16 protein-coding genes are annotated in these 16,306 nt (G+C 38.6%); 6 read left to right on the top strand and 10 right to left on the bottom strand.

Going from position 1 to position 16,306, the window contains the following annotated elements; all coding sequences use genetic code 11:
• Positions 1–42 precede the first annotated feature (42 nt).
• The 7 genes from NSQ77_RS15290 to NSQ77_RS15260 form a co-directional block, all read right to left on the bottom strand.
• Entirely contained in the window at positions 43–189 is a 147-nt protein-coding gene (locus NSQ77_RS15290) for a hypothetical protein (RefSeq protein ID WP_339226909.1), read from the bottom strand.
• 346 nt (positions 190–535) lie between these two features.
• Positions 536–2,026, bottom strand: coding sequence for an alanine/glycine:cation symporter family protein (locus tag NSQ77_RS15285; RefSeq protein ID WP_339226908.1), 1,491 nt, complete (start codon positions 2,024–2,026; stop codon positions 536–538).
• Between the two features lie 161 nt (positions 2,027–2,187).
• Positions 2,188–3,684 carry an aldehyde dehydrogenase family protein gene (locus NSQ77_RS15280; protein WP_339226907.1) on the bottom strand — a complete coding sequence of 499 codons (1,497 nt, stop codon included), beginning with the start codon at positions 3,682–3,684 and terminating at the stop codon, positions 2,188–2,190.
• Between the two features lie 22 nt (positions 3,685–3,706).
• Positions 3,707–4,600: a 4-hydroxy-tetrahydrodipicolinate synthase gene (gene dapA / locus NSQ77_RS15275; protein ID WP_339226906.1), complete on the bottom strand. Its 894-nt coding sequence runs from the start codon at positions 4,598–4,600 to the stop codon at positions 3,707–3,709.
• Positions 4,601–4,633: 33 nt separating this feature from the next.
• Positions 4,634–5,590, bottom strand: coding sequence for a proline racemase family protein (locus tag NSQ77_RS15270; RefSeq protein WP_339226905.1), 957 nt, complete (start codon positions 5,588–5,590; stop codon positions 4,634–4,636).
• Positions 5,587–6,624, bottom strand: coding sequence for a proline racemase family protein (locus tag NSQ77_RS15265; RefSeq protein WP_339226904.1), 1,038 nt, complete (start codon positions 6,622–6,624; stop codon positions 5,587–5,589). Before NSQ77_RS15265 ends, NSQ77_RS15270 begins: the two co-directional genes overlap by 4 nt.
• Complete coding sequence (locus tag NSQ77_RS15260; RefSeq protein WP_339226902.1) at positions 6,625–7,806, bottom strand: FAD-dependent oxidoreductase; 1,182 nt, start codon at positions 7,804–7,806, stop codon at positions 6,625–6,627.
• 158 nt (positions 7,807–7,964) lie between these two features.
• Between NSQ77_RS15260 and NSQ77_RS15255 the strand changes: the two genes are divergently transcribed.
• From NSQ77_RS15255 to NSQ77_RS15240, 4 genes are all read left to right on the top strand, one after another.
• Complete coding sequence (locus tag NSQ77_RS15255) at positions 7,965–9,677, top strand: sigma 54-interacting transcriptional regulator (RefSeq protein WP_339226900.1); 1,713 nt, start codon at positions 7,965–7,967, stop codon at positions 9,675–9,677.
• An 86-nt stretch (positions 9,678–9,763) separates the two neighbouring features.
• A complete protein-coding gene (locus NSQ77_RS15250) occupies positions 9,764–10,021 on the top strand; it encodes a (2Fe-2S)-binding protein (RefSeq protein ID WP_339231027.1) in 258 nt (85 codons plus the stop codon).
• Positions 10,018–10,356 (top strand): (2Fe-2S)-binding protein, encoded by a 339-nt coding sequence (locus NSQ77_RS15245; protein WP_339226898.1) that lies wholly within the window; start codon positions 10,018–10,020, stop codon positions 10,354–10,356. Before NSQ77_RS15250 ends, NSQ77_RS15245 begins: the two co-directional genes overlap by 4 nt.
• Entirely contained in the window at positions 10,349–11,572 is a 1,224-nt protein-coding gene (locus NSQ77_RS15240) for an NAD(P)/FAD-dependent oxidoreductase (protein WP_339226897.1), read from the top strand. Before NSQ77_RS15245 ends, NSQ77_RS15240 begins: the two co-directional genes overlap by 8 nt.
• Before the next feature lie 98 nt (positions 11,573–11,670).
• Here the strand turns inward: NSQ77_RS15240 and NSQ77_RS15235 are convergent, their stop codons facing one another.
• Positions 11,671–12,429: a hypothetical protein gene (locus NSQ77_RS15235; RefSeq protein ID WP_339226896.1), complete on the bottom strand. Its 759-nt coding sequence runs from the start codon at positions 12,427–12,429 to the stop codon at positions 11,671–11,673.
• A gap of 97 nt (positions 12,430–12,526) precedes the next feature.
• On the opposite strand from NSQ77_RS15235, the gene NSQ77_RS15230 reads away from it, so the two are divergent.
• The gene (locus NSQ77_RS15230; RefSeq protein ID WP_339226894.1) at positions 12,527–12,718 is read left to right on the top strand and encodes a hypothetical protein; all 192 of its coding nucleotides are present in this window, start codon (positions 12,527–12,529) and stop codon (positions 12,716–12,718) included.
• A 136-nt stretch (positions 12,719–12,854) separates the two neighbouring features.
• On the opposite strand, the gene NSQ77_RS15225 is transcribed toward NSQ77_RS15230, so the two are convergent.
• Positions 12,855–13,028, bottom strand: a complete 174-nt coding sequence (locus NSQ77_RS15225) for a hypothetical protein (protein ID WP_339226893.1) — start codon at positions 13,026–13,028, stop codon at positions 12,855–12,857.
• 249 nt (positions 13,029–13,277) lie between these two features.
• Between NSQ77_RS15225 and NSQ77_RS15220 the strand changes: the two genes are divergently transcribed.
• Positions 13,278–14,726, top strand: coding sequence for a DEAD/DEAH box helicase (locus NSQ77_RS15220; RefSeq protein ID WP_339226892.1), 1,449 nt, complete (start codon positions 13,278–13,280; stop codon positions 14,724–14,726).
• 230 nt (positions 14,727–14,956) lie between these two features.
• Here the strand turns inward: NSQ77_RS15220 and NSQ77_RS15215 are convergent, their stop codons facing one another.
• Positions 14,957–16,147 (bottom strand): cystathionine gamma-synthase family protein, encoded by a 1,191-nt coding sequence (locus NSQ77_RS15215; protein WP_339226891.1) that lies wholly within the window; start codon positions 16,145–16,147, stop codon positions 14,957–14,959.
• Positions 16,148–16,306: the final 159 nt, after the last annotated feature.

Genomic DNA, 16,306 nt, shown 5'->3' with positions numbered 1-16,306 from the left:
CCTGCAACCATCTACCGTCAGGATGGTGGTTGTCAAACCGTTTTATTTTCGTTGAGAACCACCCCTATGCTTGTGACGGCGTTGGGTGGTTTTCTTTCGTTCAAGAAAAGTTCTTTTAAAGAAATATGCACTAATTGCACGTACAACCCCTTTCAAAACTTCTCTTGCAAACTCAAGAAATGTTTCCATAATTATCACCTCCTTTCAGACTAGATATAGCCAGAAGGAAGAGTGACAACCAACCACCCTCACAATATTCGGTTACTACTTTATTTTATCATATTCGGCTATGATTATTATTTATCATTCTTCTACAAAAACTGACACCGGTATAGGTATAAGCTTTAAAATACCTAACCTGTTCCCCATATTATCCACTGCACCTTATCTACTCTAACCGGTACATTCCATCCCTTATAATGTTCCGTCCCCCAACAAATTCCGAGAAACTATTTAGAGGATAGAAATAAATAAAAGCGAAACTATCACCAACCGTAATAATGGTTTTATCCTCAGTATTGAAAGTTTTATAGCTTTAATTACTTTTCTCCAATGGCTTCTCTTCTATTTTCCTGTTATTTTTCGTATTATTTTTCTTTAATCTCTCTTCCCAAAAATCAGCTCCTTTAATACCAAGTTTAACCGGATCGAAGACTGGTTCAATGCCTGCTTTCTTCTGTTTCTCATAGTCTTTAAATACTTTTAAAGCTGTTTTAGTTAAGAGTAAAATTGCCACTAAGTTAAGCCAAGCCATGCTTCCGAAACCAAAGTCGCCGAGTGCCCATAATAGAGATGCGTTTTCGACACTTCCAAGGTAAATCATTCCTAAGAAAAGAATCATTAAGCCTATTTTTAACCCTTTTAAATTTCTTTTTCTGCCGAGGTAAACGAGTGTTGTTTCAGAAATATAGTAGTATGCCATCAGAGTCGTAAAGGCGAAGAAAAAGATAGCAATCGCAACAAACAAACCGCCAAATCCAGGGATAACACTTTCAACAGCGGCCTGTGTCCACATTGGTCCCGCCTCAACACCTGAGATATTCTCTACAATTGGCTGCTGTCCTTCTGGTGTAACACTGTACATGCCGGTGATTAGTATCATAAGTGCTGTTGCTGTGCAAACAATGATAGTATCAATATAGACGGAAAAGCCTTGTACAAGACCTTGTTTAGCTGGGTGGGATACATGTGCTGCGGCTGAACTATAGGTCCCTTCTCCGACACCAGCAACATTAGAGAATATTGCTCGCTTAACGCCCCATGCAATTGCTGCCCCGATAATTCCGCCAAACATTTCATTGGCACCAAAAGCACTTGAAATAATCAGCCAAAGCATTGCTGGAATTTCTGTTGCATTCGCAAATAAAAGAACGAACGTGATAACCACATACCCTAAAGCCATAAAAGGAACAACCTTTTCTGAAACAGTAGCAATACGCTTAACGCCGCCAAAAATAATTATGCCAAGCAATACAACAAGAACAATGCCAGTGATACTTTTATTAAGGCCAATTGTGTTTTCGAATCCAACAGCAATTGTGTTGGCCTGAATACCTGGAACTAAGATTCCGTAACAAAGGGTAACAACAATAGCAACAAACACCCCGAAGCCTTTCATATTTAAGCCTTTTTCAATAAAATAAGGGGTTCCGCCTCGGTATTGATTACCATCTTTTACTTTATAAACCTGTGCAAGAGTAGATTCAATAAAAGCACTTGCACCTCCTAATAAGGCCATGACCCACATCCAGAAAACTGCCCCCGGACCACCAAACGCAATAGCAGTAGCGACTCCGGCAATATTTCCTATACCAACCCGGCCGGCTAACGCCATCGTAAACGCCTGAAAAGAGGTCACACCCGATTCGGGTTTACCTTTTTCAAAAAGAAGCTTGATCATTTCCTTGAAATATCTAAATTGTACAAAACGCGTCAAAACAGAAAAGAACAATCCCGCACCAAGTGCAAACGCTACCAAACCAAGGCTCCAAACCATGCCTGACGCTTTATTCACCAATTCCTCCATCTTACCCCTCCTCTTTAGGCTTCAATTAGATCATTTCTCTCTTTATATCCTGCAGAATATTAATCATTTCCATATATAAAGAAAGGAGGTGATATGAGACAATGGAACAGCCCCATTGCACCGCCTCCATATGATTAATATCCGGCTATTATTCTAGCGTTCTAGTTATCCTGTTTGATGTTAACAAACACACTTTTCACTTCCGTATAGTTTTGTAATCCATACTCTCCACCCATTTCTCTGCCAATTCCTGATTGTTTGTAGCCGCCAAAAGGCATTGTTTCCCATTCAAGGCCAAAATCATTAATCCAAACTGTACCTGATTGAAGCTTCCCTGAAATATAGTGAGCTTTTTTGATATTTTCTGTCCAAACACTTGCAGCCAAGCCGTAATCACTATCATTTGCACGCTTAATTACTTCTTCAATCGTATCAAAAACGAAAACGGACATAACCGGACCAAAGATTTCCTCATGGGCAATTACCATGTGATCTTCTACATCAGCAAAAATGGTTGGCTGTACAAAATATCCTTTTTCAAAAGCTTTCTCGCCACCTGCCACAAGAAGTGCCCCTTCTTTTTTGCCTTGTTCAATATAGTTAAGAACCGTTTGATGCTGCTTAGCTGAAACAAGTGGACCCATTTCCGTTTCAGGGTTCATTCCGTCACCTAGCTTCAGTGCTTTTGCCCGCTCTGCCAATGCTGCTACGACACGGTCATAAATATTTCGCTGTACAAATACACGCGTACAAGCACTGCAGTTTTGTCCATGATTGTACATCGTTCCGTTAAATGCCCCTTCAATTGCTTCCTCAAGATTGGCATCATCTAAAATAATCGCTGGCGATTTTCCGCCAAGTTCGAGCGTAATGCCTTTAATTTGGTCTGCAGCTTTTTTCATGACTTCTTTTCCGACAGCTGTTGAGCCAGTGAATGCTACCTTATCCACGTCTTTATGCGTAATGATTGCTTCTCCCGCTATACTTCCTGTTCCAGGAACAATATTCACAACTCCATCTGGAAATCCAGCCTTTTTAAACAGCTCGCCTACATAGAGAAGAGATAACGGTGTTTCAGTTGCTGGCTTAATAACAATCGTACAGCCAACAGCAAGTGCAGACCCGAGCTTCCACCCTGCCATGGCAAGCGGAAAATTCCAAGGAATAATTTGACCTACCAATCCAACGGGTTCGTGTACCGTATAGGTTACATAATCCTTGGAAATTTGAGTGGTTTTGCCAAATATCTTCGTTGCCCATCCAGCATAATATCTAAAATGCTGAATCGTTCCATCAATATCATCTTCCAAAGCAATCATGTAGGGCTTTCCGTTATCCAATGATTCCAGCTGTGCAAGTTCTTCTCTATTTTCTTCTAAAAGATCCGCAAACTTATAGATTAGATGGGAGCGTTCAGCTGCCTCCATTTTTGTCCATTCGCCTTCATCAAATGCTTTTCTTGCTGCAGCTACGGCCACGTTAATATCTTCCTCCTGCGCTTCACTTACTTCTGTGATGACCTCTTCATTGGCAGGATTAACAACATCAAACGTTTTTCCATTAATTGCTGGCACATACTCCCCATTGATATATAATCCTTTGATTCCTTTCAAAAATTCTTGTACTTTCGGTTTCAAATTATAGTTTGTCGCTTGCATGGTCTCGCTCCTTCACTAATTTTTAGTTATTTACTGTTTGTAAATTTGCCAGTAATTCCTTTAGCTTCTCATCTTCCTCTGGAGATAGACCTAAACGAGGGAAGCGTGCAGGACCTCCAGCATTACCGGTTAATTCCATCGCTCTCTTCACGATTTGCACATACTTACCTGATCCTTCTAGGAACGTACATAGCGGTAAAATTCGATCATTGATTGCCCATGCTTCTTCCAACTCACCATTTTGGGAATGGTTATACATGTCTGTAACAAGCTTCGGCACGATATTACCTGCAACAGAAATCCACCCGGTTGCTCCAACGAAGTAAGACTCCATTACAAGTTCTTCAGCACCGCAGAATACTTCAAAATCCCCCTTGCCTTTTCTTGCAAGATCTCTTACCTTGTCAATTTCACCGCTTGATTCCTTAATAAGACGGACATTTTCACACTCCTTACCAATCTGAAACATTAAATCTGTACTCATGTTCACACCAGAAGTAAATGGGTTGTTATAAAGCATAATTGGTAGATTTGTAACACTCGATACATCTTTAAAATGATGGTAGATTTCATTTTCTTTTGGTTTCATATAGTAAGGGGGAATGATTAGTGCACCAGCAGCTTCATGGGCTTCAGCCTGCTTTGTATATTCAATTGTTTCTTTTGTTGTTTCAGCAGCAGTACCAACAATAACAGGAATACGGCCACCTACTTCCTCCAAAACTGTTGCTACCATTTGGAATTTCTCTTCTTTTGATAGACTGACAAATTCCCCCGTACTTCCATTGATGACGATACCTGCTACTCCTTGATCCACGAAGTAATTAACATTATTCTTTACTCCATCCCAATCGATTTTTTGTTCTTGCGTCATTGGCGTAATTAATACTGGATAAGCTCCTCTGATTGTAGTCATTCTATTTTCCTCCTGTTTAATTAATTTAATTTTTTATTGTAATAAAAATCCTTCAGATAATGGATCTGTCGGATCTAAAACATATGTCTGTATACCCGTAATAAATCCGCGGGCTGAAAAACTAAAACTGTAATCGCATTCATTTTTTGCAATAAGCTCTCCTGAAAGTTTGGCATTATATATGCTTTCATTTTCAATTTGTCTACCTGAAAACATATCGCCATTTTCTAATAAGTACGTACTGCTGGCAGCCAGCGTACCAAAACCTGGAGAGCGTACAATATAACGATCCGGACGGAATGTTACTGTTTTGATTCTTCCTCTGCTTTTTTGCGAATGATCCAGTAAAATGATTCGGCTAAAAGCATGGCTTTCCTCTCCTAAGGCTTCCAATGCCTTTTTCCCCCATTGGTTAATTGCAGGAAGGTTCTCTATCTCAAATTCAAAAGGCAGCCGTACATTATCAAAAATTGCATAGAGATGGTCAGCTTGAACAAAAGTAACCTCTGTCTGTAAATCTAAATAAGAGATTGGGACCTGTTTTTTTACAACCTTGCATGGACCGCTTTTTAATGCAACAGCTTTCACTTCTTCGTCTTTTAAAGTAGCGCTAGCCGTAACAACACCGCTCACGGTTTCAATGTTATATTCAGCTGAAGGTTTTGCTTTTAACTGACCAGACTCTAGCAAGGCAGTTATAACAGCAACAATTCCACCATATTGCATTGGAACCGTTCCGTTATGATCGAAAAAGACAACAGCTGCATCGGCATCATTTTTAAAAGGCGGAACGACCAAACAGCCATTCAGTCCCGCAAATCCACGAGGCTCATTTAAAAGTAGTTTCATTTCTTGCTCGCAGATAATTGGGAACTGCTCATTCAGCTCCTGCAAACTTTGGTAATAACCAAACGGTGCATCCTTCATAATTCGGTAAGCTTCGCCTGCTACATGTACATCGGTTGTTATGTACGACGTTTTAATCTTCATGTTATATCCTCCATTTCATGCTCCATTGGGGGAATGAGCAAAAATCCTTCTTTCAGTGGATCCTCCTCATGATAAAAGAATCGATGCATACCCATTAACCAGGCTGCTCCCGTTACCTCTGGAATAACAGCTTCTACATTCTTTACATTCGTTGTGCTTAAAATTCTTGCTTTAAATAAAGAACCAACAATACTCTCATGCACAAACAATTCATTTTCTTCTATTTCATTTTTACTATACATAACTGCTAGTTTTGCAGAAGTACCTGTTCCGCATGGAGAGCGATCAATCCCACCAGGAGGAACAACTACAGTGTTCTTCACATCTGCTTCTGGATGAACTGGATCTGTGTAAAATTCAATATGTGTTAATCCTTGAATAAATGGAAATTCAGGATGAACAATCTCCTCCGCAGCATTAATGGTATTGCGTATAGTGATTGATTTTTCAATAATCGTGGATGCATTTTCTTTCGTCAGTTCAATCCCTATTTTTCTAGCATCGATAATGCCATAGAAATTGCCCCCGTAAGCAATATCACATTCCACTTCTCCAATTCCTTCTACATCTATTTCGATGGTCTTTAATAGAAAGGAAGGAACATTGGAAAAAGTTACTTCTTCTGCTTTGCCATTAGTCACTTTAATGGTGACTTTAATTAAGCCAGCTGGAGTATCTAATTTAAGATAGGTATATGGCTCAGAAACCTCAACCAAACCTGCCTCAATTAATGCAGTACAGCAGCCAATCGTATCATGACCACACATTGGAAGATATCCGCCCGTTTCGATGTAAATGACCCCAAAGTCCGCCTCAGGATGGCACGGTTCTACAAGCAGAGCACCTGACATTACCTCATGCCCTCTAGGCTCATTCATTAAAAACTTTCGAATCCAATCGTAATGTTTATCCATATAAAGCATTTTTTCTGACATCGTGTTTCCCTTAATCGGTGGAAGTCCACTAATAACGGTCCGTGTTGGATTTCCACCAGTATGTGTATCAATTGTTGAAAATAGACGCTGAAACTTCATCTATTGAACCACCCTTTCTTTAAATCGATCATGGCGTAGCGGTTGAACTGGTATACAGGTTTGTTTCTCTGATAACATTTCTTCGATAAGTTTTCCTGTCACAGCCGCCAAGCTAATTCCATCTCCTTCATGCCCAGCTGCAATATAAAAGCCAGGAACTTGTTCTACATGAGAAATGATAGGCAAGTGATCCTCTGTCCACGGTCTTAAACCAGCATAAGTTCGAATAACTGTCATATCCGCTATCTTTGGATAAAAGCGAACAGCTCTTCTCGCAATATACTTCGTTACTTCATGATTCACCGTCGTATTAAATCCTGAAAATTCCCGGCTACTTCCAATGAGAAAATTTTGGCTTTCAGTTGGTTCAAACACTAGCGCAACTCCATACTTTTCCGTTATGGGATCCACTTTTCTCGTTCCACCAAACTTCGAGATAAGATAGCCAAATTCCATTACCTTTCGCAATCCAACTGGCTGCTGTCTGGATGCTACAATAAGCTGTCCTTTTCTTGGTTTAATGGGAATAGTCACTTCTAACATTTCTCCAATAAAAGGTGCCCATACCCCACATGCATTCACCACTTTGTTCGCTGTAAATGTGCCATTCGTTGTCTCAATTACAAATTGGCCAGATGGATTTTTGGTTACATTTGTTACCTCTGTCTTCGTATGTACCTTTGCTCCAAATTTTTGAGCACGATGAAACATAGAAAAGGTAAGCATATATGGATTCACTGTCGAGTCTGTCTTACATTCCAATCCACCAAATAAATCATCCGCAAAATACTTTGATTCATTTCTTAAATCAGACCGATCAAGCATCCGAAAATCCAATCCAGCATCCTTTTGTTGCTGTACCCATTTACTTGCAGCTTCCATTTCTTCATCATTCTCACAAACCAAAATACTGCCAGGATTACGGTATTCAAATGGTATTTCTAGCTCTTTACTCAATTCATGTACGAATTGCTGGCTTTTTAAAGACATTTGACTATCAAAGCCTGGATCTTTATCAATGGCCAATATGTTTCCATCGCACTTTGAAGATGTTCCACTGGCTAGTTCATGCTTTTCTAACACCGTTATCTCCAATCCAGCTTTTGTTCCATAATAGGATATAGCAGCCCCCATAATCCCTCCACCAATGACGACGATGTCACAATGCTGTACGTTGCCCACTTCTAATCCCCCTCTCTTTACATTGTTACAAGTTATTATGCAAAATACGTGCCAATAATATTTATTGCATTTTCATAAGATAAGTTGTTTTCTGAATATGTTAATGTAAAATTATTTATAAACCTGTAAAAAAATTTATACACAAGGAGGTTGCTCAAATGAATGTTGAAAAAAAAATTAAATTAGCAATAAAACAGGATTTTTTACTCATTACGGATATTAAGAAAAATGGGAAAGAGCTAAGAAATATACTTCAAACCAACAAACCGAAAAAACTTCTTTTTAAAAATCAAAATAATACCTACTTAATTGAATTGGTTCCAGATACAGATCACCTAAACTACTATCCATGCAAAGAGGTTTCAGCAGATATAGATGTAAACGAAGCAATCAAACTGTTAGAAGAATATCGATTCATTGTCCTGAAAGAAAAGAAAAATTACATAGGATATCTCCGTACATTCGATTTATTTACATTACTTAGAAACGAGTACAAACAATTAAATGCTTATTACCAAGCTATTTTAGAAACAATGGATGGTTCATGTACTGTTATTGATGCCAATCAGAATGTACTCGTATGGACAAAAGGGGCAGAGAAGCTATTTTCTGTAAAACAAAAAGATATCATTGGAAAACCAATTACAGACTTCTTCAGTCCTAAACGGCTCGAACTGCTAAACACCTTAAAAACCGGCGATTCCCTTCAGCACAAACAGCATAAAGCAAGAGAAGACCTTGTCGTGTTAATCAACTCCAATCCTGTTTATTTAGACGATGAAATAATTGGTGCTGTCGTCTCTGAGATAGATATAACTAGCCAGATACGGTTAAATAATCAACTAAACAATACAACCGAAAAACTATTTGAACTTGAAAGAGAAGCTAATCGATTCGTACCTGAAGATCCATTTAAACTAATTCGCGGTAACAGTAAAACACTTAAGAAAACGACTTCCATGGCTGAGAAGGCAGCAAGTACGTCTACAAACATATTAATTCATGGAGAAAGCGGAGTAGGAAAGGAACTTTTCGCCAAAGCAATTCATACAATTCGTGAAGGCAATAAAGCCCCTTTTATTGCTATCAACTGTGGTGCCATTCCATCTTCTCTATTTGAAAGTGAAATGTTTGGCTATGAGAAAGGTGCTTTCTCTGGAGCGGACAATAAAGGAAAAAAAGGAAAGGTCGAACTGGCACAAGGCGGAACATTATTTCTGGATGAAATTGGAGAAATGCCTTTAGAAATGCAAGTAAAACTTTTAAGATTACTTCAAGAAAAGAAATTTTATGCTGTTGGTGGAACGAAAGAGAAAACAGTCGACTTCAGAGTAATTGCTGCAACAAATCGTATTTTGAAGGATTTAGTTGAGGAAGGTAAATTTCGCGAAGACCTTTATTATCGCTTAAATGTGGTAAGTCTTGAAATTCCGCCATTACGCAAACGACCAGAAGATATTATTGAATTAACACATTATTTTCTATATGAATTATCCATAAAATATAACCGGCCGATTTATGGAATTTCACAGGAAGTTATGCAGGCCCTATTAAACCATGAATGGCAAGGTAATATCAGGGAGCTAAAAAACGTCATCGAACGATTAATTGTTTTCTCTGAAGATGGCCAGGTTAAATTAGAACATTTACCTTTTGACATAGATGGACTGGCAATTAAAAACAATTCGATGACATCTATTTACGAAAATGACTCTCGTCCATTAGCTGACAGACTTCAAGAAGTGGAACGGAAAATACTTCTACATGAACTTAAAAATGAAAACGGAAACAAACTTGAGGTTGCAAAAAAACTGAACATCACCAGAGCAACGCTATATAATCGCTTGAGTAAATTGGGAATAAAAAACTAATACGCTCCCTTCTTTTTAAGTTGGCACGATAATTGCATGGATAATGTTGACTAAAAGAAGAGGTGATTCAATTGGGACAAAGTGAAATGATTATTTGCAGATGTGAAGAAGTAACCTATCAAGAATTATTGGACACTGCAGCAACATATAAATGTTCAGCAAGAGAATTAAAGCTCAGGACACGTGCAGGAATGGGCTACTGTGGCGGGAGAACTTGCCGAAGTATGGTGGACCAAGCAGCAAAGCAAGTCGGAAGTGAGCAAAGTATTAAAAATATATCCTTAAAATACCAGCCACCAATTAGACCTATAAACTTTGCAGATCTAGGGGGAGAAGGAAAATGACACTTCGAGTTACGGACCACCCTATCCTAGGGAGTCAAGAAGAGAAAAAGGAAGTTACCTTTACTTTTAATAATAAGCAATACATGGGCTATGAAGAGGAATCTTTAGCTGCTGCGCTATTAGCAAATGGAATTCGCACTCTTCGCCACCATGAAGAAAGTGGTTCCCCACGGGGAATCTATTGTAACATCGGCCATTGCTTTGAATGCAGAGTAAGCATAAACGGCAAGCAAGGAGTTCGCGCCTGTCTTACCCCTTTAAAAGAGAATATGATTGTGGAAAGCCATAGCAAACTGCCAACACCAGTAAGAGATTGGAGGTCCTCTGATGAATAAGGTCATTATTATTGGTTCTGGTCCTGCTGGATTAACAGCCGCTATCACATGTGCTCAAAAGGGGTTAGATGTATGTGTTATTGATGAATACATGAAACCAGGCGGTCGTTTGCTGGGTCAGCTTTATGAACAGCCAGATGGTACCTGGTGGAATGGAATCAATGAATCCAATAAATTATTTCAACAGGCTGCAGATCTGGGTGTTCAATTCCACTTAGAAACAGCCGTCTTTAATATTGAAAAGAAAGATAGTCTATGGATGGTTTACACAGACAAAGAAACCTTTCAAACAACTACTCTATTACTAGCAACTGGAGCTGCTGAGGCTCCAGTACCAATCCCAGGCTGGACATTGCCTGGAGTTATGTCTGTTGGAGCTGCACAGGTAATGGCGAATGTACATCGTGTAAAACCTGGAAGCCGCGGAATTATAATAGGTATTAATGTGCTATCGTCCGCTATCGCCATGGAATTAAAACTCGCAGGTGTAGATATTGCTTGCCTTGCCCTGCCGAAAGACAATCAAATTACTCATGAATCTGCACATCCCAAGAAGGTATTAGATTCATTACTTCACGTTGCCCATATGGCCCCTTCCTCTTTTATAAAATTAGGAAGCAAATTAATGAAAAGTAATTTTATGAAAGAGTTAGGTGTTACATTTTATCCTAGAAATGGTGTGAAAATGTGGGACATTCCCATTCAACTAAAAAAGGCTGTCATTGAAATTTATGGGGAACAGGAAGTTGAGGGGGTAACGATCGCATCCATTAACAACAAAGGCGAGATTATATCAGGGAGTGAAGAAAAAATTGCAGTTGATTTTGTCTGTATCGCTGGTGGTCTTTATCCATTAGCGGAATTAGCAGCACTTACCGGATGTCCTTTTCATTATATCGAGGAACTCGGTGGCTATGTACCATTACATAATGAGCAAATGGAGACATCAGTAGAAGGTTTATTTGTCGCTGGCAACATAACTGGTATAGAAGGAGCAAAGGTTGCTGGTGCCCAAGGAAGAATTGCTGGTTTATCCATCGCTAAGCGCACGGGACAACATCAGTTAGACGAAGAGCTAAAAGATGCTATTAAACAAGTAGCAGATACGAGAAAGAATGCTTATATCCAGTTTCATCCAGAGATTGAACGCGGGAGAAGGATGGTCCAGGAGGAATGGAATCAATACCTGGAAAGTAATACTGTCGATTCATTTTAATAATTAAACCTAACAAGATATTGCAAGCTGTAATTAACAAAACAAACAGTTCCGTTCATTCTTTAGTAGAATAAGCGGAACTGTTTGTTTTGCATTATTTATTTTTTATATGAAAAAGTATCAAGATATATACCTGCCCCTCGGGCACTTCTGTTAATATAATCAGCGGTTGTATCACTTACGTCCTTATTTTCTGTTAAAGATCGGAGAGCAGTATCTAAATCATTTTTTTTATAAACCTGTACAATGTTCACTTTATTTGATAACTCATTTTTAGAATATGGAATTAGTTTTCCACGGATTTCTCCTAAATCATTGGCTGACTCGTCATATGACTTCACTGCAAAATTTGAAAGTGATCCATTATTTCTAATTTCAATATCACCATTTTTTATCTTGCCATTAGGTGAAAACATTAAAATACTTTCAATTCTGCTTTCTGCGCTACTAATAGATTCCCTCATTAATGTTGCAGGGGTTTCTGGTTTTTCCTCGATTAACAATCTTGTTATACCTCTGTCATTTATTGCCTCTAAAATCTGCTCGGAGTCGTTTTCAACAATTACTTCTCGATGCGGTGGCCAAATATCTAACTGGGCACTGTTACCGGTTAAGTCTCCAACATGAAATATAAAATTTTCAGGATAAATTCTTAATTTATTGTCTTGATTGCCTAGGTCATCATAATTAAACATTTCATAGTAAGTTGCCACGCAAGCCATAAGAAGTGAGCTTATTCCCAAAGTTCCTCCCTCACTATGAGTAACGATCCCAATTCGATCTTGTTTATTAAATCCTGGAAAAATATCCTCAAAACTTACTTTATTGTTATTAATATAGAACTCGAAAACTCCCACTAGTACTTGACTCGATCATGATAAGGCAATAATGCAATTACACAGTATGAGTGCTATACTTACTGAACACTTGGATACAAAAGGAGTTAAAGAGCAGATGAAATATTATACATCTCACATGAAAAAACTAGTTATGCACAATGAAGAATTACAAAAAGAGTTAAAAAAAATAATGAAAGAACATGATCTTGAAAAAACCTTTGCGCTTAAGGCTTTGTACCATGCTGAGGTTGCTTCAGGCGGAAAATATCAGGATGCATATCGGGAGCTTGACTCGTCAAAAAAGTAGATCAATTTTTATTTGTAAATAGTATAAAAATCGAAGTGATTCCTAAAACCTAAAAGCAGGAGCGGTTTGATCCCAGAATCTGTGAAAACAGCAGAGAGTACCGTTTATACATAAACGGTACTCTCTTCATCAGTTATTAACTTCCCATTTTACGGCGAGTCATACTCGGTTTCTTCGCGAGTTGGCTTTGCATATGCTTTGCTGAGCCTTTGCCATTTTGGGTGTTTTTATTGTTTGCTTGCGCTTGTTTTTTTCGTTCCAGTTGCTGCTGTACAATTTCTCTCGTACTAAGCTTTTTTTCGTTGGACATGTATTTTCTCCTCCGTTCATCTTACTCTTATTATAATCTATTTTTGTTACATTTAGCTATCGATATTTTCCAAAGCTTTTGATGCTGTCAATTAATAACTTCATACGCAACCTGAAACGGAAAGTGACGGGCTCCGTGTCAAGCACATATGAAACGAGAGAACCCTCCACCTATTTCATGATATACTGGGCTTTAAGCAATACTAAGAAAACAAATATAACAAAATAATAACATAAAAGAGGTTAATAAATGACAGAGATACGTTTCACCGATTATAAACTAAGCGAAGACATAATGACTGCACTAAATAGCTTAGGTTTCGAAAAACCAACAGAGGTGCAAAGCAAGGTTATTCCACTTGTGTTAGAGAAGAAAGATCTCGTTGCGAAATCACAAACAGGAAGTGGGAAGACAGCTTCTTACGGGATTCCAATCTGTGAGCTAGTCGATTGGCTCGAAAATAAGCCACAGGCACTTGTCTTAACCCCGACAAGAGAACTCGCTGTCCAAGTGAAGGATGACTTGACCAATATAGGAAGATTTAAACGAATTAAGGCAACAGCCATTTATGGGAAACAGCCGATTGCCATTCAAAAAACGGAATTGAAACAAAAAAATCATGTTGTGGTTGGTACCCCTGGACGTGTATTTGATCATATTGAAAGAGGTACCCTTTCCCTCGATAAGATTCAATATCTTGTCGTTGATGAAGCAGACGAAATGTTGAATATGGGATTTATTGAACAAGTAAAAGCAATTATTAATAAGTTACCAAAAGAAAGGGTTACCCTGTTATTCTCGGCTACCATACCAGAAGCAGTGAAAAGCCTAGCAGAGAAGTATATGAAAGACCCGATTGATATTGCAATAAAAGCGTCTGGACTGACAACGGATAAAATCGAACATCTCCTTTATAACGTTCCTGAACAAGGGAAACTCTCCTTGCTTAAAGACATAACGATTGTTGAAAATCCAGACAGCTGCATCATTTTTTGCCGAACAAAAGATAGAGTCGATACGTTGTGTGATGAATTAATCGATTCAGGCTATAGCGCCGATAAAATCCATGGCGGTATGGAACAAGACGATCGTTTAGCAGTCATGAATGATTTTAAAAAAGGAGAATTCCGTTATTTAATTGCGACAGATGTAGCTGCAAGAGGAATTGATATTGAGAATATTACCCATGTCATTAATTATGATATTCCATTAGAAAAAGAAAGCTATGTCCATCGTACAGGCAGAACGGCACGAGCAGGCTCCAGCGGAAAAGCGATTACCTTGGTAACGCCATTTGAAGATCGCTTTTTGAATGAAATAGAGGAATATATTGGTTTTAACATTACAGCGAAGCATGCACCTGCAAATGAAGACATTGCACGTACTAAACCTGCTTTTAAGGAAAAAATGGACAAGCGACCACTCTTGGAAAAGTCTAAAAGTGAACAACTAAATAAAGAAATCATGAAGTTATATTTTAATGGTGGAAAGAAAAAGAAGCTTCGAGCAGTTGATTTCGTTGGCACAATTGCAAAAATAGATGGTGTAGCGGTAGAGGATATTGGTATTATTACAATCCAAGATACGGCATCTTTCGTGGAAATATTAAATGGAAAAGGGCCACTTGTATTGGAAACGATGAAGCATACGAAAATAAAAGGGAAATTATTGAAAGTTTATGAAGCGAATAAGAATTAAGAAGCAGACCATAGATAAAAACACTCACTTGCGACTTTTGTGAGTGTTTTTATTTCTGAAATGATTCCTTATGCAAGAATCGGTGCCATTCCTACCTTATCCGGATTAACCAAGAAAGCAGGAAATCCAAAAAGTTAATATCGCCAGGCTGAAAAATCACTAGATTTTAGCCAATTATAGCAAAACCTAAATTTCAATATTTTTAACAATCAAGTAAACCAGTAAACCACTCAAACACTTTCAACATAGTTAAATGCCTGCTCAAAATCTGCAATTAAATCATCGATATCCTCAATTCCGCAAGACACCCGGATTAAGCCTTCAGGAATACCCATTGCAGCACGTTCCTCTGGTGTACATTCAATATGGCTTGTCGTACGAGCAGGACCTACTGTTGTTTCAACAGCCCCGAGATTTGCTGCACGGTTAGCAAGCTGAAGTTTGGGAAGAAGATCTCTTACTGTATCGACTCCACCTTTTACCGCAAAACTAAGCATACCGCCAAAATCCTTCATTTGTTTTTTCGCAATCTCATGATTTGGATGTGTTTCAAGACCAGGATAATAAACAGCTTCTACTAAATCCTTTGTTTGTAAATATTTAGCTAGTTTCATTGCATTTTCACACTGCTGCCTGACACGCAGATGGAGTGTTTTTATTCCACGCAACGTTAAATATGCGGCCATTGGGTCCATTGTCGCACCGTTAATTTCACGGTAATGATAAATTTTTTCAATGAGTTCATGTGAACCGCATACAACCCCACCAAGTGCATCTGCGTGACCGCCCAGAAATTTTGTTGCACTATGGAGAACTAAATCGACACCAAGTGAAAGTGGATTTTGATTAATCGGAGTTCCAAATGTGTTATCAACAATCACGAGAGCCCCAGCTTCATGTCCCGCTTTTGCCATACGTTCAATATCCGTAATTTTAACGGTTGGGTTGGTAGGTGTTTCTAAATATAAAATTTTACAACCTTTTGTTACTTCTGATTCGATTTGTTCATGATTTCCTGTTTCACAAAGAACGACGTCGATTTGTTGACGCGGTAAAAATTCCGTGAAGATTTTATTGGTTCCACCGTAGGTATCTTTAATAGAAACAATACGGTCTCCTGGCACTAAAAATGTAGAGAAAATATTGCTGATCGCAGCCATTCCTGTTGAAAAACTTGTTGCCGCTTCAGCTCCCTCAAGAGCCTTCATTTTGTCTTCAAAAGATTGTACAGTTGGATTGGTATTTCTCCCATAAATATGTCCTTTTTTCTTTCCGGTTGCTACATCATACCACTCATCCATATCATCGTAGTTGTATGCTACACTCAGAACGACAGGCACTTGTGTTGCACCATGTACTAAATATTCCTTTTCTCCTGCCCATACTGCTTTTGTACCCATTTTCATGTTTTGGTTTGTCATATGGCCCACTCCCCATTCATTTAATCGTACTGCTCATTCATTCGAAAAATTTCCACCCTAAATTCCTTTTTCCATAAACCTCTCTCTAAAAGAAGTTTTGATCCTATTCCACTGACTTCGGAATATAGAGCGAGCACCTCTATTGAACTTTTCTATCTC

It is taken from the genome of Oceanobacillus sp. FSL K6-2867 (assembly GCF_037963145.1).
Taxonomy (GTDB): Bacteria; Bacillota; Bacilli; order Bacillales; family Amphibacillaceae; genus Oceanobacillus.
Note: the sequence above shows the minus strand (reverse complement) of the source record. Positions and strands in the feature narration are given on the sequence as shown.